The sequence below is a fragment of the Brachybacterium sp. SYSU DS0246 genome (assembly GCF_059391765.1).
Genome location: NZ_JBZXYT010000001.1, coordinates 220,919 through 246,302, shown reverse-complemented (window position 1 = coordinate 246,302; position 25,384 = coordinate 220,919). Strand labels below are relative to the sequence as shown.

Here is a 25,384-nt window from a genome sequence, read left to right as displayed (position 1 = left end):
GCGAGGCTGTCATCCGGGCGTTCTGGACAGGCACCTCCACGAGCTGGTGAGATGTCACGTATCGGCCACTCGAGCCCGTCTAGCGGGACGCCATGGCGGCGCTCCGGCAGCGATACGACGGAATAGGCTCTCTCCTCGGACCGCGACAGGGCCGTCCGAGCTATTCGAGCAATCCTGATCTCGCGGGAAACCTATTCTTCGTTATCCGCGTCGCTCGATGACGCAGCCGACGGGTTCGCGTCGTGCCTGCCGCCATCTGACTCATCCTCAGCCGGCGCTGACCCGGCAGCAGGACCGCTCGCCGCCACGCCGTCCTCCGCGGTCGCACCAGACGTCGACTCGCCGCGGCCGAGCTGTGCGAGCAGCCTGTCGACGATCTCCTCGTACACATCCTGCGTGTAGTGGAAAGGTGCCAGCCCCCAGCGGTGCTCGGGATCGGCGAGCACCTTGTCCTCGGGGAACTCGAGCATGGAGAAGCCGATGTCGCGCAGGTGGTCGTAGTAGCGGCGGTACGCCTCGTTCGCCTCGTCGGCGCTGGTCCCCATGCTGGCCGGCGTCGTCTGTCCGGCGACGGTGGTCCGCGCCCACGGCACGTGCAGCACGACGGTCCGTCCGAACAGACCCATCGAGCGCAAGTTCCTGCGGAACTCATCGGCACGCTCGGCCCACGCCGCGAAGTGCTCATCCGTCCCGAAGGCGATGTGGCGGGCGTCCTCGACCACGGCGAGCGCCTCCGGCACGGCGATCAGATCGATGCTGCGGGTGACCACGGTGCCGTCGTCGAACACGTGCACCCCGTGCCGCTCGTCCGTGAGGTCCCACAGCAGGATGTCGGTGCGGCCGCGGACGCTCCTGACGCGGGTCTCGACGTCACCGGCGAAGTCGGAGGCCATCATCCGCTTCTGGAACCGGTGGGCGACCTGCGCATCGGCCGGGAACTTGGCGGAGAGGTCGTGGCCGGCCGAGAGGAGTGACTGGCGGGCGATGTAGTCGACGACCGCGAGGCGGCCGTGCCCGGCGAGGTCCACGGAATCGCGCGCGACACAGCTGCCGTACACGGTGACGCGCACGGGCGTCCTGTCGGCCGGCTGCTGGGTCACGGTTCTCCTCCCGCGTCTTCTGACGCCCCGGCCTGGCCGGAGCAGACGCCAGGGTACCGCCGCCACTTCCGACCGCCCCCGGCCAACCCCCGCCCTGTGGCGCGCCCGACAGCCCATCCCGACCGCCCGCCTACGCTTTGCGAGGCAGGTCACCGTGGGACCATGAGACGCCCGTCCGTCCGCTCCCCAGCCCAGAGGTGCCCATGCCCGCGCAGTCCCCGTCCCGTCTGCAGACCATCCGCACCGGCCTGTGGCATCTGCGCAAGGGCGGGATCAGCCAGCTGCGCACGTGGCAGCAGCGTCGGCGCACCGTCACCTACGGAGTGGGGGATGGCGTGGGGAGCTTCGACGGTGAAGGGCGCCTGTCCTTCCCACCCCTGAAGCTCCCGGAGCGCGCCCCGCACCTGACCGGCCTGCGTGCCGCGGTGATTCTCGACGACTTCTCGATGCTCGCCTGGAGCCACGAGTTCGAGACGGTCGCCGTCACCCCGCAGCGGTGGCGTGAGCAGCTCTCCGAAACTCCCGTGGACCTGCTGCTGGTGGAGTCCGCCTGGCACGGCAACCGGGACCTCTGGCAGTACCAGCTCACCGGTTCGAAGGCCCCGACTCAGCCGCTGCGCGAGCTCGTGGACCACTGCCGGGAGCACGCCATCCCCACGGTCTTCTGGAACAAGGAGGATCCGCCGCACTTCGAGGACTTCCTGCCCACCGCGAAGCTGTTCGATCAGGTCTTCACCACCGACGTGACGCTCCTGCCGCGCTACCGGCAGGAGCTGGGCCATGACCGGGTCGCGGTGCTGCCGTTCGCGGCGCAGTCCGCGGTGCACAACCCGATCCGCCTCAAGCACGGCCACCAGGCGCGCGACGTCGCCTTCGCCGGCATGTACTTCGCGCACAAGTTCCCCGAGCGCCGCGAGCAGATGGACATGCTGCTCGGCGGGGCGCTGGACGCCTCGGCGCGGATGGGCAAGGGCCTGGAGGTCTTCTCCCGTTTCCTCGGCGACGACGAGCGCTACCAGTTTCCCGGCGCGCTGGCCGACCGCGTCGTGGGATCCCTCAGCTACGACCGGATGCTCACCGCCTACAAGGCGTACAAGGTGTTCCTCAACGTGAACTCCGTGACCACGAGCCCGTCGATGTGCGCCCGCCGGATCTTCGAGATCACCGCCTCCGGCACGCCCGTGGTCTCGGCCCCCTCCCCCGCCATCGGCGAGTTCTTCACCGAGGACGAGGTCCCCGTGGTCAGCGAACGGGAGGAGGCCGCGCAGGTGGTGCGGGCGCTGGTGCGCTCCCCCGAGCTGCGCGACCGCACCGTGCACCTCGCCCAGCGCCGCGTCTGGCATGAGCACACCTACACCCACCGCGCCCGCCAGGTGCTCGATACCGTCGGCCTCGGGGGGAAGGCCGGGAAGATCGGATTGCCCGGCGGGGCGGGTCTGCCGACTGTGAGCATCATGGCCGCGACCAACCGGCCCGAGCAGCTCGAACATCTCGTCTCCCAGGTGGCCGGACAAGCGGGCGTGGAGCGTCAGCTGCTGCTGGTCACCCACGGCTTCGCGTCCCCCACTGCGACCGCCGAGCGGACGCGGGAGCTCGGCGTCGAGAACGTGGTGGTCCTCGAGGTCCCCGGCAGTTGGAGCCTCGGCGCGTGCCTGAACGCCGCGATCGAGCGGGCCGAGGGGGAGGTCGTGGCCAAGATGGACGACGACGACCTCTACGGCCAGTTCTACCTGCACGATCTGCTGAGGGCGCGCGAGTTCTCCGGGGCCGACGTGGTGGGCAAGCACGCCCACTACATGTATCTGGCCGGGACCGATGCGACGCTGCTGCGCTTTCCCTGGATGGAGCATCGCTTCACCGACCGGGTGATGGGACCGACGGTCACCGCCGGCCGCGACGTCTTCGTGACCCACCCCTTCGCGGACGTCTCCCGTGGGGAGGACACCGGTTTCCTCGAGGCCGTCGTCGCGGCGGGTGGCCGCGTCTACTCCGCGGACCGCTTCAACTTCACCCAGATGCGCCACGGCGAGGTGGGCGGCCACGCGTGGTCCGCGAGCGACCGGGAGCTGCTGGCGACCGGCGATGTGGCGTGGTTCGGGCGCAACGACGCCCATGTGATGGTTTGAGGTCTCCCGGCCTCGGGCTCCCCGACGAGCGGTGCTCTCGCCAGCTTGTGCATGACCCGTCAGGGAGCGGTCTCCGAGAACGGCGGCACCAACGTCCGCTCGCAGAGGCCGACCTACGTCGAGTCGGCGAGCAGCATCTCGTACGGTGAGAGAGTGACCAGTAGGCCGGCGTCGCGCATGGCGGCGATGTAGTCGAGAACCTCAAGGAACTGCGCCGTCGAGAGGTTCCCTGTCGCGTCGAGCTGGGAGGGGTGCAGCATTAGCTGCAGGCCCGTCCGGTTGGTGATCGCCTGGTCGATCGATGCCTTCAGGCCGGCGACGCTCTGCCGGTTCATCGTGACGTGCCCCTGTCCGTCGCGCGGGGTGCCGTCGAGGACGCGCTGCGAGGTGCCTGCCAGATAACCGAATCCGATCGCGTGGTGCTGGAGGATCAGGCGCCCCGCGTAGGTGCCCCAGCGCTTCGGGGTGCGCCCGTCATTGAACCCGCCGTAGTTGCCGGAGGACACGCCGGGCGGGGCGAATCCCCACACCGTGCCGGCGGCAGCGGGGACCTCGGCCTCGATCTCGGCGAGGCCGTTCACAATCTGATCGAACAGCGCGGCCTTCGTGTCGGCGGGCAGGTGATTCGCCGAGTGGTTGATGATCTCCACGTCGCCGGCGGCGACCCACCCGTTCAGGTCATCAGCGGTCACACCTTCGTTCTCAGCACGGTGCCAGTTGCGGGGGTTGTACGCCTGGGCGACCTGGATGCCACGGGCCCGAACGGCGGGCAGCACCTTGGCGGCGAAGCCAGTGAACCCGTGGTCACAGCGGAGGGCCACCGCGGCACGGCCGCCGGTGCTGATCGGTCCTCCCATCAAGCTGGTGAACTGGGCGCGCCGGATCTCGTGCTGCGCCACGGCAGTGAGGTCGTCTCCGCTGGTCGGCTCCCACGGCGACCATTCGCTCCACTCGTCGGTCACAGCGTCCAGCAGCTTGCGGACGTATCCGCACGAGGCGCCGTCGCAGCCGTACGGAAAGAACATCTGCACGCCGGTGGTGCTCTGAAGGACCAGGAATTCTCCCTGCTGCCCGGAGGCGTCGGCAGGCAGCCCGATCACGGACTCAGCGACGGCCGAGTCGATGTGCCACAGGCCCGCGTGCCGCGCGGGGATGAAGTGATCAGCGTCGGCACCCGGCGGCAGCGTGCCACGGTTCATCCGGGACGCGTTCAACAGCTCTGTTGCCACACGAGCATTCTCGCTGATCGCCTCCCGGCTCGCGTCTCGTTGCGCCACGAATAGGTCACCGATTCTGAGACGACCGCCCTTCCCCTCACACCGGCAGTAAAGGCGAATCGCTCACTTGAGGCCGCCTCGGTCTCCAGCTCTGCCATCCTTGGTGGTCGTGCCCCGGGGCGGGGCTGGCTCACCGCGCACCAGGGGGAGGGACGAGATGACTCGACGCCGTTGGCTCATGAGCGGGGCCGGGGCCCTCGTCGTCGTCCTCCTCCTGGTGATCGGTGCCCTCGCCCTGCGCCCGACGCTGCCGTCGTCAGACCCCGGAAGCACAGCGACGACCGCCCCGCAGCCGCCGGACTCCGAGACCCTGTTCCTCCCCGGTCACGACCCCTCCCCTGGCGGATTCACGATGACAGATCCGGCCGGCGCCCAGGGCAGCGCGGTCTCGACGCGGCTGGTGCTCGAGGACGGCGCCGCCCGCACGGGCGGAACCGTCGGCCTCAGCTTCGACGCCCGCGAGCTGGCCTCCCCGATGTGGGACTCGGAGGACTCGAACCTCGCCCTGACCCTGGACGAACTGGGCAGTCCTGCCCTGCGCTTCGGGGGTAACGGCATCGACCGGCACGTGTGGTGGACCTCCTCCGACGAGCCCGCCCCGGAATGGGCCCAGGCGACCGTCACCCCGGAAGACCTCGAGCGTGTCGCCGCGGTCGCCGAAGACGTCGACGCGACCGTGACGATCGACCTCGATCTCGGGCACGACGACCCCGCGCGCGCAGCCGACATGGCCGCCCACGCCCAGAAGGCGTTCGGGGACCGCCTGCTGGCGGTCGCGATCGGCAACGAGCCCAACGGGTTCTTCCACGCGAACCAGCCCCAACTCGCGGTCCGCGACGCGACGTGGACCCCGGAGACGTACCAGCGCTCGCTCACCGAGTACTCCGCGGCCCTCGAGACGGCGGCCCCGGGTCTGCCGGTCGCCGGGCCCGGCGCGTACGACGCGCCGTGGTGGCGCGCGTTCGCGGAGTCCGGCATCCCGAACCAGCGGGCCCTGAGCCTGCACTGGTACCCGCTGTGGAACTGCGAGGGGCCGGCGTCCTCCATCGCGAACCCCACCGTCGAGGATCTCACCTCCCCCGCGATTCGCGAGCGCGCCCGCAGCATCGTCGGGATGGGCGCCGAGGTCGCAGAGCAGCACGGCCTGCCGCTGTGGATGGAGGAGACCGGCCCGACCTCGTGTCCTGGCGCCAACGACACCTCCCGCACCCACGCCCAAGCACTGTGGACCGTGGACTACGCGATGACGCTCGCCGAGCTCGGGGTGGAGCGCACCGCCTTCCACTCGACGTTGAAGGCCTGCGAGGGTGGTGCCCCGATGAGCCCGATCTGCGCCCGCGGGACCCTGGAGGAGCCGGGAAAGATCGTCCAGGGCCGCACGAGCTATCTGGCGCTCATGATGCTCGGCGGGCTCCCCGAGGGCACGGTGCTGAGGCCGACGGTCAGCGGTGACGGGCTGGTCTCCGTGCACGCCGTCCTGGGGGACGACGGCGAACTGGCGATCATGATCGTCGACCTGCGAGATCCGTCAAACGGTGCATACATGACACGACCGGTCGAGATCAGCGCGCCGGAGGGCGCCGAGGCCATCGCCCCGAACGGATGGGAGCTCACGCTCGGGTCCCGGCTCTCCGGCGAATCGCTCGACGCGACGCGCAGCTGGCTGGCGGATCCCGTCCCCGTCACGGGGGAATTCGCCGGCGCCCCGCTCGCCCGCTCGCAGCCACTCACGGTGCCGAGCGACCCGGGGACGGTCACGATGCTGAAGCTCGATGCGGCCGACGCGCCGTCGCCCGCGCCGTCGGACGGAGGCGGGGCCGACGCGCCCGTCTCGTGACCCGCGAGCACGCCCCCGACCGTGGTGACGACCACTCCGACCGTCCACGAACCATCAAGTGTTGCCTGGACGACAACCACGCCGCTCCTAGTTCCTCGTCGTACCCCGAGGCGATACCGTGACCGAGGCCCTCGGGTCCCCCGCGTCCCCGTCCCCGTGCCCAGGAGAACTTGATGAGTCCGAACGTCCCCCTCAACACGGTCGGTGTGATCGGCCTCGGCTACATCGGACTGCCGACCGCCGCGGTCCTCGCCCAGGCCGGCAAGACGGTCATCGGCGTCGACGTCAAGCAGGCCACGGTGGACGCGATCAATGCCGGCACGGTGCCGTTCGTCGAGGAGGGGCTCGAGGCGGTCGTCGCCGGCGTCGTCGCCCAGGGCAAGCTCTCCGCCCAGACCGAGACCCCCGAGGCCGACGCCTACATCGTCTCGGTCCCCACCCCGTTCACCGGTGACCACGACACCGACCTCTCCTACATCGAGGCGGCCGCTCGAGGCATCGCCCGCCGGCTCTCCGGAGGCGAGCTGGTCGTGCTCGAGTCGACCGCCCCTCCCGGAGCGACCGAGCGCATGGCCGAGGTGATCCTCGAGGCCCGCCCCGAGTTCACCCTGGAGCCGAACCTCCCCAACTCCCTGTACTTCTCCCATGCCCCCGAGCGTGTGCTGCCCGGCCGCATCATGATCGAGATGGTCGACAACGACCGCATCATCGGCGGCGTGACGCCGGAGGCCGCGGCGCTGAACCGTGACCTCTACGCGAGCTTCTGCAAGGGCGAGCTGCTCATCACCGACGCCCGGACCGCGGAGATGGCCAAGCTGACCGAGAACGCCTTCCGCGACGTGAACATCGCGTTCGCCAACGAGCTGTCGATCATCGCCGACCGGCAGGGCATCGACGTGTGGGAGCTCATCGAGCTCGCCAACCACCATCCGCGGGTGAACATCCTCCAGCCCGGACCGGGCGTCGGTGGGCACTGCATCGCCGTGGATCCGTGGTTCATCGTCTCGGCGGACCGCGAGTTCTCGAACCTGATCCGCACTGCTCGCGAGGTCAACGACTCCAAGCCGCAGCTCGTGCTCGAGAAGGTCCTGGAGAAGGCGGAGCGGTTCAAGAACCCCACCGTCGCCGCGCTCGGCATCGCCTTCAAGGCGAACATCGACGACCTGCGCGAGTCCCCCAGCCGCACCATCGCCGGCGATCTTGCGGAGAGGCTCACCGACGGCACCGTGCTCGTGGTCGAGCCCAACGTCGAGGAGCTTCCGAAGGAGCTGGCCGAGCGCGACAACGTCGAGCTGGCCGATCTCGACTCGGCCCTCGAGCGCGCCGACATCGTCCTCCTGCTGGTGGACCACGACCCCTTCAGGGAGCTCGACCGCGAGCTGCTGCAGGAGAAGATCGTCATCGACACCAAGGGGCTGTGGCGGTGAACGACGGCATCTCGAGCAGGTACCGACGACTTCGCGCCGCCGCCCGCACCGCCCGTGAGACGACGGCTGCGCCCGTGCCGGCCGCGTCCTCGGATGCGCGCGCGGCTGGCGCCGTGAGCGGCGCCCGTGCGGCCGACGGCGCGAGCAGGGCTCGTGGCGCTGAGGTCCTGAACGAAGCCCGCGCGGCGGCCGACCGCCCTGACCGGTCCGAGAGCGCTCTCGCGGCATTCCGCGAGGCGACCGCGGCCTCCGGCTTCGACGGCGCCGTGACGCTCGAGTACGCGCGCTTCCTGATCGGGAAGTCGCGCGGCAGCACCGCCGAGGAGGTGCTCGGGCTGTCCCTGGCCCGCAACGGCGCGCAGATCGATGCCCTCGAGCTCTATCTCGAGCTGGTTCGTGAGCTCGACCTTCCCACTGCCCGCAGCGCGTGGGCGCTCCGCCGCCTGGAAGAGGATCTGCCGAGTCACCCGGAGGCGCATCGCGCCGCCCTGGACTACGCGATCCCGCATCAGCTCGACCGGGCGCTGGAGGCGATCGCGGCGTCGCGCGATCCCGTGAACCAGGCGATCCTCGCCCTCAACGCGGCCTACGCCGACCAGTCGTTCTCCGAGGAGACCCTCGCCGAAGCGGGCCAGGGGCTCGGCGCGAACGATCTGATGCGCGCCCATCTCACCGTGGCGCTCGCCCGAGGGAATCGCAAAGTGGCCTCCGCGCTGCTGAAGGACGCCGATCCGCGCGCGGTGCCGATGAACGCGCTGCGGCGAGCCATCCGCCGCGCCCGCACCGCCGGCAAGCAGAAGCAGCTCATCGAGTACCTGCGGGCCTACCGCACGCTCCACCCGAACGACTCCTGGGCGAAGAACCTCGAGAACGAGGTGCAGCGCAATGCCGTGAGCAACTACCAGCTCGGCAAGACCGGCTTCCCCTTCCCGGCGATGCGGAAGACCCCGGCGTACCAGGCGGAGCAGCACCGGGTCTTCTACCTCCTGCACAACTCCCTGCCGCACAACTCCGCCGGCTACGCGACCCGCACCCACGGGCTGCTCTCGGAGCTCAATCGCATCGGCTGGGATGTCGACGGCGTGACGCGCCTGGGATACCCGTACGACATGCCCGGCAAGGCCGAGATCCCCGACGTGCCGATGCACGAGGTGGTCGGGAACGTCGACTACCGCCGTCTGCTCACCGGTCGGCAGATCGAGAAGAAGAACCCTCTCTACTACTACACGGAGCGGTACTCGGGCGCCCTGCTGGACCTCGCGAAGAAGGAACGGCCCGCGATCCTCCATGCGGCGTCGAACCACTGGAACGGTCTCACCGCCGTCAAGACGGCGCGCCAGCTGGGCCTCCCCTCAATCTACGAGGTGCGCGGTCTCTGGGAGGTCACGCGCGGTTCGCGGAACCCCGAGTGGGCCCGCAGCAACATGTTCCAGTACATCGCGCGCATGGAGGCCGACGCCGCCAAGGGCGCGACGCGAGTCTTCACCATCACCGAGGCGCTGCGCGAGGAGATGATCTCCCGCGGCGTCGACGCGGAGAAGATCCGCGTCGTGCCCAACGGCGTCGACACCTCCCGCTTCACCCCGATCCCGCGCGACGAGGAGCTGGCCTCCCGGCTCGGCGTGGCCGGCAAGACGGTGATCGGCTACGTGGGCTCGGTGCTCGACTACGAGGGGATCGAGCTGATCCTCGAGGCTGCCGAGGTTCTGAACCGGACCCGCGACGACTTCCATGTCCTCATCGTCGGGGACGGCGCGGAGCTCGAACGCTTCACGGCGTGGGTGCAGGAGCATGAGCTCGACCATGTCATCACCTTCACCGGCCGGGTGCCGCATGAGGAGGTGGAGAGCTACTACTCGCTCGTCGACATCACGCCGTTCCCGCGGCTGCCGCTGCCGGTGTGCGAGATGGTCTCCCCGCTGAAGCCCTTCGAGGCCATGGCGATGGGCAAGGCCATCGTGGCCTCCGACGTCGCGGCGCTGAAGGAGATCATCACGCCGGAGCTCAACGGCTTCCTGCACGAGAAGGGCAGCGCCGAGTCGCTCATCGAGCAGCTCACCCGGCTTCTCGACGACAAGGAGCTGACCCGTACGATCGGCGCCCAGTCCCGTGAATGGGTGGAGACCCATCGCGACTGGAAGCAGCTGGCCACGATCATCGCGGACGCCTACGCCGAACTGACCGACTGAGCCGAACTAACCGACTGACGACCCTGGACCCCGCCCACGACGTCGTGGGCGCGGTTCGCCTATCCCCGGAGGCCCGACCCCGATGAGTCTCGACTTCGCCGTCTCCGAGCGGCAGGCATTCGGATACGCATTCCGTCCCGAGGCGGTCGCTGAGCTCCTGGGCGGGTCCGTGACGATCTCGCCGCACCCCACGTGGAAGCTACCGGCCATCATCGACTGGCGCGCGGACCCCTTCGACGACAACAACTGGCGTCACCAGTACCACATGCTCCGCTGGCTGGATCCGCTGCGCCGCGCCGCCGTCTCGGGGAATGCCGAGGCCTTCGACATGTGGATCCGGTACGTCCGCGACTGGGTCGAGAAGAACCCCTCGAACCGGCCCCGCTCGCCGTACGCCTGGAAGGACATGGTCGACGGGATCCGGGCGCTCCAGCTCTGCGTCGCCGCTCCCCTGGTCCGGGACCGCTCCCCCGAGGATCTCGAGTGGCTGGAACGGGCGATCGCCGATCATCTCGCTTGGCTCTCCGACCCGGCCCATCTCGGGCATTCGAACCATGCGCTGCATCAGCACCAGGCGCTCTTCGTGTGTGCCCGGATGCTCGGGGATGACGCAGCGACGAACCTCGCCGTCTCGCGACTCGGGGAGCTCTTCACCGAGCAGTACGACGAGCAGGGTGTCAACGCTGAGGGCGCCATCGCGTACCACTACGCCAACCGGCTGTGGTGGGAGAAGGTCTTCCGCCGGCTCGACGTGGAGGGAGTCGCCCGCCCTCCGGGCGCCGAACGGCTGGAGCTGGCGCCGGAGGAACTGGCTCATGCGACGCGCCCGGACGGGACCTTCGTCTCCATCGGAGACACCGACGGCGGGAGTCCCCGGCCTGTCCGGACGCCGGTGACCGACTACGTGTCCTCGGAAGGCGCCCTCGGCGAGCCCCCCGAGGATCTCGTCAAGGTGTACGACGCCGGCTACCTCTTCGCCCGCAGCGGATGGGGAGAGACAGAGAAGTCCTTCAAGGAGGAGACTTTCTACTCCGTCAGCTTCGGGCGATCGGACCGCGTGCACGGACACCCCGACGGTGGATCGCTCACCTTCAGTGCGGATACCGTCAACTGGGTCGTCGATCCCGGGAAGTATCAGTACGGGAAGAGCATTCCCCGCAGCCATTTCCTCTCCCACGACGCCCACAGCCTCGCCTACGTCGAAGGGCTCCCGCGCCGCCCGGGATCGACGGTGACGCTCACGAAGCGCGTGGTCGAGCCGCGTTTCCACCACTGGATGTTCGATGACGACGGGTACGACGGCGTCAGGTTGCGCCGGCACGTCAGCTATTCGGTCAGCGGGGACTATCTCGTCGTCATCGACGCGTTCCAGTCGGCGGGCGAGATCACCGGGGTCCAGCGCTGGCAGCTCGGTCATGAGGTCACCGCGACGGTCTCTCGCAATCACGTCGCCCTCGACGCCGAAGGTCACCATGCCGCCCTCTGCTTCACGGGCACCGCCACGGACCTGTCCACGGTGCGGGGCCGGATGGAACCGTTCGACGGTTGGGTCGCGACCGGATGGAAGACGAAGAAGCCGGCTCCCGCCGTGCTGGCCCGCAAGCACGGCACGCACTTCCGGTTCATCACCGTGATCGCCGCGGGCAAGGGAGACCACCCGAGGATCGAGACGCTCCCCGGTGCTCGGAGAGGTGCAGTCCTGCTGCGGGTCACGACGCATCGTCTCAGCGAGATCGTCGAGGTCTCGCAGGCTGGTCTCGAGTTCCCGCTCGGCCTCCCGGAGCCGGACGGCTCCGACGGCGCTCCCGCCGCACCGCAGGCCGTTCTCCGTCCGGGAGAGAAGCCGTCGCACCTCGTGCCGGAACGGCGGAGGGAACTGCTCGAGCTGGTCACGGAGAACCGCAGGGACAGCTGGGAGGCGACGCCCGGCGGGCGACGCGCTCGCGCGAACGCGCTCCTGCAGAGGGCGGCCGAGCTCGGATTCACGCCGGACGTCGACCTCGGCGCCCGCGCCTGCACTGCAGACATGTTGGTCACTTCCCGGAGCGCACATTCCCAAGAGGTCCCGCGGCACCGTACGGGCCTGGTCAATTGGGGCGGCATGTCCTCCTGGCGGCCGACCTTCTATCCGCTGCCCGTGGCCGGCCATGCCGGGACGCCCGATCTCGCCGAGCACCTCCGTGAGCCGAAGATCCACACACGGGACGCGGGCCCGTTGGCACTCCCCTTCGCTCTCGATCCGGCCACCGGCGACACTCTCACCGTCCTGTTCCATGGAGCGATCGATCGCGGGCGCACCCGGCTCCCGATCTTCCAGCGGTGGCGCTATCAGATCGAGATGGGCGCCGGTCCCACCATGTCCATCGCGGATCCGACCCTCGATCTCTCGGCGGATCTTAGTCTTGCCTGGTACCTCGGCACGGAGGAGACCGACCTGGCACCGATCATCGCCGAGACGATCACGACGGCTGCCTCCGCGCTGGGGGTGACGAACATCGTCCTCGTGGGGAACTCCGGCGGCGGGTTCGCCGCGCTCCACGCCGGAGCGCACATCGAGGACGCGGTCGTCGTGGCGATGAGCCCGCAGACCGACCTGAGGCAGTACTTTCCCCGCCTCGTCCAACCCGCGTACGAGGCGGCCTTCGGCCGGAAGCAGGGCCCGACGTCCACGGCACTCACGAGGCGCATCTCGGCGATCGAGCGCATGAGGGCGACGGGCAAGGTGCCCCGGACGTACATCGTCTCCAACACCGGCGACGACTTCCATGTGTCCAAGCACGAGAAGCCGCTCCTCGCCGACCTCGCGAAGCTCGGTCACCCGGAGCGGGTTTCCGTCCTCGAGTACGACCTCGGCAAGGGCCACCGGTCCCTTTCGAACGAGAAGTACCGGGAGATGCTCGGCACCGTCTACGGGAGTCTGTGAGCCGACTCGCCCCGCCCGCGTCGAATCAGAGGGCGGCGAGCTTGGGGTCGTAGCGCTCGATGAGCCGATGGAGCAGTGCGGGACCGAAGCGCTCCTCGTCCGGCAGTCCCCAGGCGGTGCTGAAGAGCTTCCGGCTGTTCATCGCGGAGTGGGAGTTCAGGACGACGGAGAACTCCGCATGCTGGATCGCGGTCCAGGTGCCCATGCGCTGCTCCCAGTAGATGAGGTCCCCGGCGTCCGCGCCATGCAGATCGGCGCCATAGTTCGCGCGTTCCAGGTACCCCCGGATCGCGGCACGCGTCGTCTTCGCATACTCCGCTCCCGCCGTGAGGCGGATCTTTCCGGCATACAGGGCGTACGCAAGACTCTCGTGGTCGTCCGAGGGCAGATGCGCCTTCACGCGCGAATTGAACGGCCCCCGCATGACCTCCCCGCCGAGCCCCTTGACGAAGAGGTCCCGGGACGAGACGACCTGGGCGATCTGCGCGGGCAGCAGCGGAGTTCCTCGAGTGAGTCCCGTGGCAGATCGTGCCGCCTGCCTGATCTCGTCGATCTCCGTCCCCGTCGGACGCTCGTCCATGCGCACCCAGGAATGTCGGCCGCCCAGATGCCCGGCCAGTCGAGGAATCCGCACTGCCTCGTCCTCCGGCATCTTGTCCCAGGTGATGTAGTGCGCATCCACGCCCATGCTGTGGAGCGCGGCGATCACCGCACGGGAATCGAGGCCCCCGGTCAGGCCGATGACCGGGCGATAGTGCCGCTGGAGGAAGCCGGCGTACGCCTGGAAGTACCCGTCCCAGACCTCGACGAGGTCTTCGAACGAGCTGGAGGGGATGCTCTCCCGCGGCCAGTACCGATGCGTTCGTCCCGTGCGGAGATCCAGCTCGTTGTTGGGAACGAGGTGGACGATCTCCTCGTACAGGGACAGATCTCCCGGCAAGAACCGGGTCGTGCGCGCGCGGTACTCCTCAGTCGCCATGTACCGCGTCAGCCGTGACGAGACGGCCAGGCCGTCACAGGCGGCGATCAGCGATGAATGGGAGGAGACGACGGGCTCCGGCCCCAGAGTTCTGAAGACCGCCTGAGACCCCAGCGGGTCGTGCATGATCTGACCGCCGTCACCGTCGAGCACCGCCAGGGCGAAGCGACCGGACAGGTCGTCCAAGGGTTCCCGCTCACCGGCAGCGACGCGGATCAGGAGCTCATCGAGCTGGTGCCGGCCATGCGCGACCACCACATCGCCGATGACGAGGACGACTCGGCCTTCCGCATCCTCGATCCGGCGCAGTGGTGCCTCGGGATGGATGAAGAACTTGAAGCCGGGGGTGAGCACACGGTTCCATCCGCTGACCGTCGATGGCTCCGCGAAACGGTGGCGACGGGAGGCACCGATGAACCCCAGGCGATAGTCACGCCAACCCATGCTTCGACTCCTTGCCCTACGAGTTCCTGAGGTGTCGCGTGTTCTCGGAGACGCATCCCGGCCTCGGGGACGTTGCGCGCTCCGAGGAAAGCTGCGGCAGAGCGCCCTCTCGGCTGCACCGATCCGATTCCCGCTCTGCCGACGGTGATCAAGTCTATTGCCTGGGGAGCACCATCAAGGTCGTGTTGGACCGGTGCACGACCAGGGGCGCCGGACCGTCGTTCGCCACCGCGACCACGTAGCGCACGGTGGGGCCGCAGCTGCTGGGCGGATCGGTCGTAGTGAGCGTGGTGTCCAAGACCTGATGGTGGGTGAGCCTCGCGATCTGCGTGTCGTGCGACGCGAGCAACCGGCTGGAACAGACTTCGCCATCGCTGCGGAGCACGTCCTCGCGGTACGTCAGCTCGAGGGAGCTGCCGCGGGCGTCCGTCTCCCCGGCCTCGCACCATGCCTGCCCGTCCTCGATGGAGCCGTTGACCATGGTGCAAGCCGTGAGGTGCACGGTGCTCAGCAGCTGCTCGGGAACCGCGGGATCTCCCTCGTGATCCAGCTCGAACCGGAAGACCGCCGCCCGTTCTCTGGGAGCGACGACTCTGGGCAGGCGCTCCTCCGCCGATGCCTCGAACGCCTCCCCTTCGACGCGGTGGGCCAACCAGACCGAGTCCACCTCGGCGGTGACGCCCGCGGCCGCCGCTTCGGCGTTCGGGGAGTTCACGGAGAGGCGACAGGAGTGCGTGCCGGTGTGCTCGACCTTGAGCAGGAACTGGTTCGTGATGACGACCCGCTCCCCCGTACGGACGTTCTGCGTCCCCCCGACGGACCGCAGCGTGCCACCGTCCGGGCCTCCTCCGCAGGCGAGGCTCGCCCCGAAGTACATCGCCGATCCCTGGGAGCCCGGTGGCTTCTCCATCGCGGCACGGAACTGAACCAGATACGTCTGGCCGGCTTCCGCCTCGAAGGACCGGGCCGGCAGTCGGAGGGACTCGGGGACGGTGAGTGACGCCGTCTGCCGCGCGACCACCGGATCGTCGTCCATGGGGGCCGACGTGTCGCTCGGGGCGGGGGCGTTCGGGAGCGAGAGGTCAGCGGGTGGACGCCAGACCAGCAGGACCACGACCACCACGAGCAGCACGGTCATCAGCGCGCCGGCCACCCAGCCAGCACGCCGCCGCCCGTGATCTCCTGGTCGTTCCGGCATCGCTCTCCTGGATGGCTGTCGTCATCGAGGGCAGGGGCTGAGTGTAGGCGATGACCTGCCGCGATCCCTCAGCGGGACGGTGCGATCTCCACCATGCTCTGGTCCCGAGCGGATTCGAGGACGGATTCGACGACACGGACCGTGTGGAGACCCTCACGCATCGTGACGATGTTCGAGACGTCGCCGTTGATGGCATCACGCAAGGCCTCGTGCTCGGTACGCAGCGGCTCCTTACGCTGCAGCGAGTAGCGGATCGAGTCGCCCTCGCTGACTCCGCGGAACGATGCAATCGACTCCCACTCGTTGTTGGAGGTCTCGGCGTTGGCGTGGAAGATGAGGTCGGCGTTGATCGTGTCTCCGATCAGCGCACCATTCTCCCCTGTCACCACGATGATGCGCTCCTTCAACGGTGACAGCCAGTTCACCAGATGGTTGGTGATCGTGTCGTCGGCCAGGCGGCCGGTGATCGAGACCATGTCTTCGTCGTCGCGGCCGCTGCGCCGTGTGGAGGTGGCGCCGACTGTGGCGTACTCCGAGTCGGCGACCCAGGCGGTCATATCAAGGTCATGGGTGGCTAGGTCCTTGACCACGCCCACGTCCCGGATGCGGGCCGGGAAGGCGCCCTGCCGACGGGTGGTGATCTGGTAGATCTGTCCGAGCTGGCCATCCGCGATGCGCTTGCGCATCTCCTGCAGCGCCGGGTTGTAGCGCTCGATGTAGCCGACGGCGCCGACCAGACCGGCCTCCTCGAAGGCCTCGGCGATCTCCTCCGCCTCGCCGATGTCGAAGGCGAGCGGTTTCTCGATCATGCAGTGCACGTTGGCCTCGGCGAGGGCCAGTGCCACGTCGAGGTGGAACTGGGTGGGCACGGCGACCACGGCGTAGTCGATGCCGGCAGCGATCAGGGCCTCGACGTCCGGCAGGACTTCCAGGTCATCCGCTACCCCGTGCGGGTCACCGAAGGAATCGGCGACGGCGACGAGATCGACGCCGTCCACCGATCGAAGGTTGCGGGCGTGATGGCGTCCCATCATGCCCAGGCCGATCAGTCCGGCCCGAAGGTTCGTGGTCGCCACGCTCATGCTCCTGTCGTTCCCGCCGTGTCCACGACGTCGAGTTTTCTCTGTGCTGCTTGGCGGTTCGCCTGTACGGTCAGGAGTCCTGCTGGTGGGTGGAGGTGGAACCGTCGCCGAGGACGAGTCGGGGGGTGCCGGCCCATTTCTCGGCCGTGGTGATGTTGCGCCCGTCGATGATCAGCTTGATGCCGGGCACGTCGGCCGCGGAGAGCTCGCGGTACTCGGCGTGGTTGGTCTGCACGATCACCAGGTCCGCGCTCTCGCCCACGTGGTACGGGGCCCAGCCGAATCCGGCGAGCTCCTCGTCGTCGTAGTACGTGTCGTGGACGGCGACCTCGGCGCCGTGCTCACGCAGCGCCTCGACCACGGGGAACACGCCGGAGAACGCGGTCTCCTTCACCCCGGTGCGGTACGACGCGCCGAGCACCACGGCCTTCAGGCCCTGCAGCGAACCCAGCAGGTTCGCGGCACGCTCGACCAGGTGCGAGGGCACCGACGCGTTCAAGGTGCGGGCGGTGCGCACGGTGGTCGCGTTCGGATCGGTCGAGAGGTACAGGCGCGGGTAGACGGGGATGCAGTGCCCGCCGACGGCGATGCCCGGCTGGTGGATGTGGGAGTAGGGCTGGGAGTTGGAGGCCTCGATCACCTTGTAGACGTCGATCCCGTGGTCCTGCGCGAAGAGGGCGAACTCGTTGGCCAGGGCGATGTTCACGTCGCGGTAGGTGGTCTCGGCCAGTTTTGCGAGCTCGCTGGCCTCGGGCGAGCCGAGGTCCCACACCCCGTTGGGGCGCGGCAGGTCCGCCCGCTGCTCGAAGGTCAGCGCGGACTCGTAGAACGCGCGCGCCCGATCTCTGCCCTCCGCCGAGAGGGCACCGATGAGCTTGGGGTACTTCCGCAGGTCCGCGAACACCCGCCCGGTCAGGACCCGCTCCGGGGAGAACACCGCGAAGAAGTCCTTCGACTCCGTCAGGTCCGAGATCTCCTGGATCATGGGCACGAACCGGGTGCGCAGCGTTCCCACCGGCAGAGTGGTCTCGTAGGAGACCAAGGTGCCCGGGGTGAGGTGCTGGGCCAGGGACCGGGTGGCGGCGTCCATCCACGCGAAGTCCGGTGCCCAGGTCGCGTCGTCGACGAACAGGGGCACCACGATCACCACCGCGTCCGCGCCCGGGATCGCCTCGGCGTAATCCGTGGTCGCCCGCAGGCGCCCGGCGGGGACGAGTTCGGAGAGCTTCTCCTGGAGGTGGGCCTCGCCGGGGAACGGCTCGATGCCCTGGTTGATCAGCTCCACCTGCCGGGGATTCACATCGACCCCGACCACCTCGTGCCCCGCATCGGCGAACTGCACCGCCAACGGCAGCCCGATCTTCCCCAGAGCCACAACAGCAGTCTTCACGATGAACCTCTCGATCCGTGCAGTCGGTACGCACAAGCAATGCCAGCCCGACCATACTGCGTTCTCCCCGTTCCACTGTGCACAGGCGCCCATCGGCAGCAGTGGGGCGACACGATGATGCAGCTGCCGTTCCTGAGCGACGTGGGCCCTCGGGCCGCCGCGAACCGACAATCGACCCGGTCCTGCGTGAGCGATCGAGCCGCCGCCCAGCGGTGCAACGATCACGCCCCGCTAGGGTGAGGACGCGTGAACGATCTCTTCCCATCGCCAGGGCCCCCGCACGAGCCGGACACATCACCCGCTCCGGGGCGACGTGTTGTCGGACTGGCCGCGTACACCATCGCGGTGATCCTCGTCGCTGTCGTCGGGACACTCGCGGTCGACAGGCTCGTGGGCCAGGGCACCGATGACCGGGCCGCCGGGATCGGCCCGTCCGACTCATCCGATGCTGCGGACCGGAGGCCGAGCGAGGTGCCTCTGACGTTCGGTGCGCAGGACGTCGTCGTCGATACGGTCACGGTTCCCGCCGTGGAGACCGGCGGTTCGTCGCTGCTGTACTTCGATGTCGGTGTGGGCGCGGTTCCCTCATCGAGCGCGCTCGCGGCGTTCGTGTCATTCCGAGTCAGCTGCACGAGCGGAGGGGAGCCCGCCGAGATGCAGACGGACGGCAAGCTCGGCACGAACCTCTTCCTTGCCCGTGGCGGCGATGTCTCGGGCCAGGCGCTCACACCGGGCACCGGCGAGGAGCTCGAGTGTTCGCTTCTCGCCTCGGCGCCTTTCATCGAAGCCACTGACGACGGCGTGAAGGCACTTCCGCTCCAGGCCGATCTGCGGCTCGAACCGACCGATGGCACTCATGTCCCCGCTCTGCACCGGTTGGATGACGCGACGCTGCTCGAGCCCCGCACGGTCACGAACGTCCTGAGCGTGCAGGTCGATGATCCCGCCAGGCTGGACAGGATGAGCACGACGGTGCGTCTGACCTCATGCACCGTCGTCGGTGGATCGCGGGATACCGGCAAGAACAAGTGCGAGGCATCGATGACCGGCAGGGAATCCTCCACCGTGCGCGTCCGCGTCATCGCCCGCTGGCTCGACGCCGAGGGGAGCATCATCTCCACGTCGACCTACTGGGACGAGACCCTCGCCGTCGACTACAACACCCATCACGTGCCCTGGACCCTGCGACAGCAGGGAATGGCAGAGAAGGTCCCGGACGACGCGGAGGCCGTGGTGCTCGTCGTCCAGGTCGAGAACCTTGCGGGGACGCCGGCCGTCGTCCACGCCGACGGCACGGACTCCGTCGTCACGACTCGTGCCCGGTGAGAGAGACCAGATCGTCCGATACCGGCACGATAGTCTTCCGGGATCGATTGTAGGGATGGGCGTCCTCCCGCAGAGAACGGCGAAAGAGAGCAATGGACCACGACTCCGTACCGTTCGACGTAGATGGCCCGGCCAGTCACAGGATCGCCGACGTCCGTGCAGCGTACGAGAAGTTCGCCCGCCGAGGTCTTGACGTCATGAGCGAGAAGATCGCGAGCGAGCCGGCCTATGACTCCAACGAGCAGGGACACTTCGCTTGGGACGTCTCCTTGCTCATCCGTGCTGCCTGCCTCACCTGGCGGGTGACCGGGGACCCCGCGCACCTTCGTCAGGCCGCCACGTGGGCTCAGCACATGGTCGAGCGCACCGACGAAGCACGTGACGTGAAGAACTGGCGCGGGCAGTGCATCCCGGCGTGGTCCGCAGGCAGTCGCTACACCGCGGGGGACGCCGTCGTGGGGTCGATCGGCGGAGCACCGATCCGACTGCAGGCCACCGCTGACAGACTGATCATCGAGAGGCCGAGCGCCACGACGGCGGTCGTGCGCGCCGTCCGCCACGGGGGGCGGACATGGTCCTCCCCCGTGGCATCGCTCCTCCCGCGCGACGAGAACTACCTCCCTGATGTCCTTTCCCGATACAGCGCCTCGTTCGCCGTTCTCATGCGGGGACTGCCGGCCCCTGTCGACCTCACGGGGCTCGCCGCCGGGGACTTCAACCTCAGGACCCAACACGCCGCGCATCTCGTCCACACCGGGCTGATCGCCCGTTCACTGATCGCCGCCGGAGAAGAACTCGAGTCTGCACCGCCACGCACTGTCGACTCCGACATCGCTCCCGAAGAGCTGTTCGCGGCTGCGCAACGTGCGCTCCTCGTCCACGACGACGAGGTCCGCACCCGTGCCGGGAAGTTCTGGTACGTCACCCTCGAGGACTTCCCGTCCCGTCGCCTGGGCCTGGAACTGCCGCACAACCACGTCGTCGACGCCGCGACCTCGTTCCTCATCCTGGGCGATCAGCGGCAGGACAGCGGACTGAGACACCTCGGCGAGTCGCTGACGCGCAGGTTCCTGGGCGAGATCGACGCATATGAAGCAGGCGCCCTGCGCCACCCCTGGTTCTACTACCCGGTGGACAGCGAGACCTTCTTCGGCGTCACGCGCGAGGAGCCGATGGCCGAGCGCTCGATCCCCGCAGTGCCTCGCGGCGAGGACAGCTCCCATGCGACGATGCGGGTGCGGGCGCTCGCCGAGTGGAAGGCCATCGACGACACCCTCGTCCCCGACGCCTCGCTGACGTCGGTGGCGCTCTCCTTCCGCCGGTTCTTCATGGCCGCGGACAGGGGGATCTCCACCGTGAGATGGCTCCCCGGCGATGCGAAGGATGCTCCGCACAGGGGCCGGACGAACACCTTCCCAGGTGCGTGGGGAGCGCTGGCCCCATGGGATTCGACGATCAAGCGTCGCATCAACTCCATGGCGTACCGGCACCCTCCCCGGGAGGCGTTCGGGGCAACGGTCCTCTCGGCGTCCGAGATCCTCGCGATGAACGCGGGCGTTCCTACTTATGCTTCTTCGGATCGAAGCGCTCGAGGGTGATCCGCTCATCCTGATATTCGGGGATGCTCGCCCACTTCTCCGGGAACCGCTGCCAACGATCCCGGTAGTACTGGAGCATGTCGCTGCCGGTCTCGTCGACGATCTTCGAGAGAGTATCGACGTGGATCCAGTGGTACTGATTGAACTGGCGACCCGCGATCGCCTTCCCGAAGTTCGTCGGATACGCGATGATCTCGGCCTCCGTCCACGGCACAGGGACGTCGACCACGTTGGTGCCTTCGCGGACGGGAAAGGTGCCCAGGTCGTTCTCGAACTCCGGGACCACCAGACTCGTCAGCGGATCGTAGACGTTGTCGCCGACGAACGCTCTGACGGTCCCCTCCCCCGTCGCCTCCATCGTGAAACGGACGATGTTCGGCCGTGGGAAGGTCCGACGGCTCAGCTGAACGGTGAAGGACTGCTTGTAGCCCTGCTTGATCCGACGCGGTCCCCTCGAGAGGGCCTCACCACCCGGGTCGAGGTCCGCGTTCGCATCGAATGTCCCTGCCCCGGGCATGTCGACCTGAACGGAGCGTACGGTCACGTCCGTGCCCTCGGCCTGGAGCCGGATCGCCGCAGGACCCTTCAACTTATACCGCGAGGTCGCGTACTGGGGGACATCGTAGACAGGGATGAGGCTCTCGAGGCCTTGCACGGACCGATGGAACAGATCCCACGCCTGATCGTCGTCCTTGGCCTTCGCATAATCGCGAAGGATGACGGTTGCTGTCGTCCATCCGTTGAGGGTGCAGTCGGGTGCGAGCGACGGGTACTCCTCGATGATGAGGCCTCCGTTGTCCGCCGTCTCCGCGACGCCCCCCTCCTCGACGGGCACCTCGAGGCTCCTGAGGATGCCCGAGAGGGGCTCCCGGAATCGTTCGGTCTCGGGAAGCGCGAGCAGTTTGTTGAACACGTCGACGTACCGAGCCTGAGTGAGGCCGCTGTACCAGGACCCCTTCTTGCGTGAGACCTTCGTCTTCTCCTGGCTGTAGATGAAGGCCAGCCCGTCACCGACCGGCGTCATGTGCGCGACCGCTGCGTCGGCCACCTTCTTCGCGGCGTCGAGGTACGCCCGGTCCTGGGTGACCCGGTACTGGTGCACGTAGTCCGCGATCACATATGGACCGTAGATCGGGTGGGCGAACAGTTCATCCCCGGTCCTTCGCCCCGGGTACCCGTCCGGCAAGAATTCGATCCGGTAGTACGCCCAGACGGCCTTGCGCGAGGACTGCAGCGGAGGAAAGCCCACCTCGGCCTCGTTGGTGATGTACTCGGTGTTCTCGTTCATGGTGTCCCCTCTCCCGGCTCTTCCGGGTCAATGCCTTTCCCACGCGTTCCTAACTGGTCGCCCGTCCGCGATGACGCCGCCGGCTTCGGGTTCACGCGAGTGATGTCCGTGACCTGATCCGACGTACGCCGTCAGCGGTCCGCTGTGCGGTCCTCGCGATGTCCTTCGCGAACTCACGGAAGCTGAGCTCCCACATGACCCTGGCGAGAGCGATCTCGTGACGCGAACGCCCTTCACCGGACTCGGCGTCCTCGATCAGCTTCCCGACCTTGGCGCTCGAGAAGCTGTCCAGAGAGCCCACACCGTCCCGCACGATGTCCCGGAGGTCCTCCCAGTCGTCGTTCTCCCACATCCACGGGATCGAGCGCGACTTCGGCGATCCTTTGTAGAAGGGCACCTCGGCCCACGCGGGCAGAATCTCCCGGAGAAGCTCACGGTGCGTTCGACCGTACTCCGGCGACGGATTCGTGAAGGACCACATCGTGCGTGGCAACAGCTTCGGCGAGTAGAACGGGAGGAGAACGCCAGGATTGACCTGAGGCTGGGACCAGTAGGGCATCTTGCTGAAATGGTAGAAGAAGTCGATCACCTGGAACGCGGTGCGGAAACCCAGGGACTCGGCTTGGTCCGCGTAGGAGTCGACGGCCGCCCGCGCCGCCTCCGCTCCGTCCTCGTCGAGCGCGCTGAGGTTCACCCTGATCAGCCGCTTCAACCACTGCCTTCCCGCATCCGCGTCCTGAGAGATCAACTGCTCGCGCGACGTGGCCGTGGCCATGGTGTGTCCCTGGATCGCTTCGCCTCCGAGCCCGTTGATGATCGGAGCGGACGCCGGCAGGAATCCTTCGAAGACGGCTCCTCGATGAGCAGAGACTGCATTGAATCCTCCCTCCCAGGAGCGCTGGGTCGAGAGGTAGCGAGCGAGCACTCCACCCTCGGGGGCCCTCGGAGGCTTCGTCTCCACCATCCGGTGCTCCACCGGATGACCTGCGAGGCGCAGGAGTTCGCGCGCGGTGTCGACCTCCCCGATGTCCGTGTTGACCGTCCGCACGGCGTCCACGACCCCGGCGCGGATCGCCGCAGCGGCGGTCACTCGGGAATCCTTCCCGCCGGAGAGATCGGCCGCTGGCCGGGTCTTCCACCACGAGATGACCTTCATGGCATCAACCATGCCCTGCGCCGCCTCGGGAGCAGCCGGAACGTCTCCTGATGCCGTGGCCAGGATCCATGCGTCCCGATCCGACGTCGTCTCGACCCCTCCCCGGGCATCGACTCGCGCCGTCGAGCTCGCCGGCATCTGCCGTCCGTTGCCGAGGTGTGATCGCCCGCTGAGGTTCCACCCGAGAGTGGCGATCTCCGACCACGTCGCCTGCTCGACGTCAGGAGCCATGCCGCTGAACACATGGGCCAGCCCCGTCCGGGTGCTCCACACGACTCCGAGATCGGGGACCTCGAACTGGTAGAGGCGGACCATCCCGAGCCGGTCGTTGGCGATGCGCAGGCCATCGCGGTTCCAGTACATCGCGGCGGCGGGCGCGCCCATCTCGATCCTGTCGACGAGACCGTCGGTGATGTCCTGGGCGAGCCGTACGGGGTCCACGCCGTCCTCCGGCCCGCCGGCAGCAGTGGGGATGTGGACCCACGCAGCTCCCTCGTTCGGCAATCCGACCACCGTCGGCCAGGAGGATCCGTGCTTCGCGGGTCGCCAGACGACGAATCCCGAGCGTCCGTCTCCGACATGGGTGCGCTCCATCGCGGTCCGATGGACGGACTCCACATGCTCCGTGGCGACGTCGATCCGGTAGCGGAGCTCGTCGATCGACATCGGCTCGTCCGCGTCACAGGCGTACGCCAGGGCGAAGTTCCTGCTCGACACCGTCACTCCCCCTTCAGGAAACGGCCGATATCGGCCTTGAGCTGCGTGAATCGCGACGCTTTCAGGATCCCGTGCCTCTTGGCCAGGTCCATGTGAAGATCGGTGAGTCGCGTTGCATAGTTCCGCCAGTCCTCGGCCACGGCATACGACGCGCAGTTCTCGCGCATCGTCGCCAGGTCGTTATCCGTGAGCGAGTTCACCGCCGCGGCGATGACTTCGGGATCGAGCGCCCTGTCCACGGTGATGCCGATGCCGTAGTCCTCGATCTTCTTCGTCATCTCCGGCATGTCGCTGGCGAGGATCGGCACGCCGGCCGCCGGGTACTCCCACAGCTTGTTCGGGGAGCAGTACAGGTGGTTCAGACCGGTGTTCTCGTAGGGGATGGTGCCGAGCGAGGCACCCGCGGTCCACATGAGCAGCTCGTCGTGGGGGGCACTGGGGACCACGGCCACCGCAGGTCGGCCCGCTGGACGATTCGGCTCGGCATCGGCGTACGCCCGGATCTCGTCCTCGAGCTTGCCCCACCCCATGAACACCAGTGTCCAGTCCTCCTGGAGATGGCGAGATGACTCGAGCAGCGCGGGAATCCCTCGGTGCGGGGAGTATCCGCCTTGGAACAGCACGATCTTCTGCTCGGGGTGCAGGCCGGCTTTCTCATGGAGCCGACCGTCGTAGCGAGTCTGTACCACCCGTTCGACGGCGTTCGGCACCAGCACAGCCGCCGGGAGTGCGGGGTACTTGCTCTCATAGAAATCGGCGATGCTCTGGTTCAGCGTGATGAAACCGTCCACGTACCGCACGTTCTGGCGAACGATGCGGGCGTTGACCACGGCGCGCACTTGCTCGATGCTCGCGAGGTCCTCGTAGATCTCGTGGGCGTCCCAGACGATGGGGCATCCGAAGGTCTGCTTGTACCGCGAAGCGGCGGTGAGTGCCAGATGGTCATGGATGTGCACGATCTGCGGTTCGAAGGTCGCCCGCACGCTTTCGAAGACCAAGTCGCCCTGGATGCGGAACGATGTCCAGATCGAACTGTCCCGTCCCCGCTCCAACCCCTCGGCCGCGATGCGTGCCTTGACGCCCGTGAGATCGCGGTGCTGCAGATGCACCGGGACGCCGTTCGGAAGGACGAAGTCCTCCGTCTCGTCCGGGGTGAGTCCGAACAGGCGCACGTCGTGCCCTTGCGCCTTCAGTGACGCCGCGCCCTTGAGCACTCTCGCGTCGTGCTTGACTCCGTTATGGACGACGGCGGCAATGCGCATGGTGCTCCACTCCTCGTACGTTGTTCGGTCGTGAGCGGTCCGGACTCGCGTCAGCCCTCGTCATA

General features: G+C 68.1%; 16 protein-coding genes. 7 read left to right on the top strand and 9 right to left on the bottom strand.

What is annotated here, in order from left to right:
* Positions 1 to 191: 191 nt before the first annotated feature.
* Positions 192 to 1,100: a DUF6270 domain-containing protein gene (locus AC5020_RS00990; protein WP_464986856.1), complete on the bottom strand. Its 909-nt coding sequence runs from the start codon at positions 1,098 to 1,100 to the stop codon at positions 192 to 194.
* A 203-nt stretch (positions 1,101 to 1,303) separates the two neighbouring features.
* On the opposite strand from AC5020_RS00990, the gene AC5020_RS00985 reads away from it, so the two are divergent.
* Positions 1,304 to 3,226 carry a glycosyltransferase family protein gene (locus tag AC5020_RS00985; protein WP_464986855.1) on the top strand — a complete coding sequence of 641 codons (1,923 nt, stop codon included), beginning with the start codon at positions 1,304 to 1,306 and terminating at the stop codon, positions 3,224 to 3,226.
* Between the two features lie 113 nt (positions 3,227 to 3,339).
* On the opposite strand, the gene AC5020_RS00980 is transcribed toward AC5020_RS00985, so the two are convergent.
* Complete coding sequence (locus AC5020_RS00980; RefSeq protein WP_464986854.1) at positions 3,340 to 4,455, bottom strand: polysaccharide deacetylase family protein; 1,116 nt, start codon at positions 4,453 to 4,455, stop codon at positions 3,340 to 3,342.
* A gap of 205 nt (positions 4,456 to 4,660) precedes the next feature.
* On the opposite strand from AC5020_RS00980, the gene AC5020_RS00975 reads away from it, so the two are divergent.
* The 4 genes from AC5020_RS00975 (at position 4,661) to AC5020_RS00960 (ending at position 12,879) form a co-directional block, all read left to right on the top strand.
* Positions 4,661 to 6,340: a hypothetical protein gene (locus AC5020_RS00975; protein WP_464986853.1), complete on the top strand. Its 1,680-nt coding sequence runs from the start codon at positions 4,661 to 4,663 to the stop codon at positions 6,338 to 6,340.
* A gap of 173 nt (positions 6,341 to 6,513) precedes the next feature.
* Positions 6,514 to 7,767: a UDP-N-acetyl-D-mannosamine dehydrogenase gene (wecC, locus tag AC5020_RS00970; protein ID WP_464986852.1), complete on the top strand. Its 1,254-nt coding sequence runs from the start codon at positions 6,514 to 6,516 to the stop codon at positions 7,765 to 7,767.
* A gap of 113 nt (positions 7,768 to 7,880) precedes the next feature.
* Positions 7,881 to 9,956, top strand: coding sequence for a glycosyltransferase family 4 protein (locus AC5020_RS00965; RefSeq protein WP_464986851.1), 2,076 nt, complete (start codon positions 7,881 to 7,883; stop codon positions 9,954 to 9,956).
* 82 nt (positions 9,957 to 10,038) lie between these two features.
* Entirely contained in the window at positions 10,039 to 12,879 is a 2,841-nt protein-coding gene (locus AC5020_RS00960) for a heparinase II/III domain-containing protein (RefSeq protein WP_464986850.1), read from the top strand.
* A 25-nt stretch (positions 12,880 to 12,904) separates the two neighbouring features.
* On the opposite strand, the gene AC5020_RS00955 is transcribed toward AC5020_RS00960, so the two are convergent.
* The 4 genes from AC5020_RS00955 to AC5020_RS00940 form a co-directional block, all read right to left on the bottom strand.
* Positions 12,905 to 14,302 (bottom strand): hypothetical protein, encoded by a 1,398-nt coding sequence (locus tag AC5020_RS00955; RefSeq protein WP_464986849.1) that lies wholly within the window; start codon positions 14,300 to 14,302, stop codon positions 12,905 to 12,907.
* Between the two features lie 154 nt (positions 14,303 to 14,456).
* On the bottom strand, positions 14,457 to 15,500 hold the full coding sequence (locus AC5020_RS00950; RefSeq protein ID WP_464986848.1) for a hypothetical protein: 1,044 nt from the start codon (positions 15,498 to 15,500) through the stop codon (positions 14,457 to 14,459).
* Positions 15,501 to 15,568: 68 nt separating this feature from the next.
* A complete protein-coding gene (locus tag AC5020_RS00945) occupies positions 15,569 to 16,576 on the bottom strand; it encodes a Gfo/Idh/MocA family protein (RefSeq protein WP_464986847.1) in 1,008 nt (335 codons plus the stop codon).
* 76 nt (positions 16,577 to 16,652) lie between these two features.
* Positions 16,653 to 17,972 (bottom strand): nucleotide sugar dehydrogenase, encoded by a 1,320-nt coding sequence (locus tag AC5020_RS00940; RefSeq protein WP_464986846.1) that lies wholly within the window; start codon positions 17,970 to 17,972, stop codon positions 16,653 to 16,655.
* Positions 17,973 to 18,317: 345 nt separating this feature from the next.
* Between AC5020_RS00940 and AC5020_RS00935 the strand changes: the two genes are divergently transcribed.
* Both AC5020_RS00935 and AC5020_RS00930 read left to right on the top strand, forming a co-directional pair.
* On the top strand, positions 18,318 to 19,298 hold the full coding sequence (locus AC5020_RS00935) for a hypothetical protein (protein ID WP_464986845.1): 981 nt from the start codon (positions 18,318 to 18,320) through the stop codon (positions 19,296 to 19,298).
* Between the two features lie 197 nt (positions 19,299 to 19,495).
* The gene (locus AC5020_RS00930) at positions 19,496 to 20,896 is read left to right on the top strand and encodes a hypothetical protein (RefSeq protein ID WP_464986844.1); all 1,401 of its coding nucleotides are present in this window, start codon (positions 19,496 to 19,498) and stop codon (positions 20,894 to 20,896) included.
* Here the strand turns inward: AC5020_RS00930 and AC5020_RS00925 are convergent.
* From AC5020_RS00925 to AC5020_RS00915, 3 genes are all read right to left on the bottom strand, one after another.
* Positions 20,859 to 22,184: a D-glucuronyl C5-epimerase family protein gene (locus AC5020_RS00925; protein ID WP_464986843.1), complete on the bottom strand. Its 1,326-nt coding sequence runs from the start codon at positions 22,182 to 22,184 to the stop codon at positions 20,859 to 20,861. The two genes, AC5020_RS00930 and AC5020_RS00925, sit on opposite strands and share 38 nt — an antisense overlap.
* A gap of 91 nt (positions 22,185 to 22,275) precedes the next feature.
* Positions 22,276 to 24,057 carry a hypothetical protein gene (locus AC5020_RS00920; RefSeq protein ID WP_464986842.1) on the bottom strand — a complete coding sequence of 594 codons (1,782 nt, stop codon included), beginning with the start codon at positions 24,055 to 24,057 and terminating at the stop codon, positions 22,276 to 22,278.
* Between the two features lie 2 nt (positions 24,058 to 24,059).
* Complete coding sequence (locus AC5020_RS00915; protein WP_464986841.1) at positions 24,060 to 25,319, bottom strand: glycosyltransferase; 1,260 nt, start codon at positions 25,317 to 25,319, stop codon at positions 24,060 to 24,062.
* Positions 25,320 to 25,384: the final 65 nt, after the last annotated feature.

Bases quoted from the DNA above. Each gene is read 5' to 3' on its own strand.
- AC5020_RS00975 (WP_464986853.1), top strand. From the start codon at position 4,661: ATGACTCGACGCCGTTGGCTCATGAGCGGGGCCGGGGCCCTCGTCGTC.
- AC5020_RS00915 (WP_464986841.1), bottom strand. From the start codon at position 25,319: ATGCGCATTGCCGCCGTCGTCCATAACGGAGTCAAGCACGACGCGAGA.
- AC5020_RS00930 (WP_464986844.1), top strand. From the start codon at position 19,496: ATGAGCGAGAAGATCGCGAGCGAGCCGGCCTATGACTCCAACGAGCAG.
- AC5020_RS00960 (WP_464986850.1), top strand. From the start codon at position 10,039: ATGAGTCTCGACTTCGCCGTCTCCGAGCGGCAGGCATTCGGATACGCA.
- AC5020_RS00925 (WP_464986843.1), bottom strand. From the start codon at position 22,184: ATGAACGAGAACACCGAGTACATCACCAACGAGGCCGAGGTGGGCTTT.
- AC5020_RS00950 (WP_464986848.1), bottom strand. From the start codon at position 15,500: ATGCCGGAACGACCAGGAGATCACGGGCGGCGGCGTGCTGGCTGGGTG.
- AC5020_RS00955 (WP_464986849.1), bottom strand. From the start codon at position 14,302: ATGGGTTGGCGTGACTATCGCCTGGGGTTCATCGGTGCCTCCCGTCGC.
- AC5020_RS00985 (WP_464986855.1), top strand. From the start codon at position 1,304: ATGCCCGCGCAGTCCCCGTCCCGTCTGCAGACCATCCGCACCGGCCTG.
- wecC (WP_464986852.1), top strand. From the start codon at position 6,514: ATGAGTCCGAACGTCCCCCTCAACACGGTCGGTGTGATCGGCCTCGGC.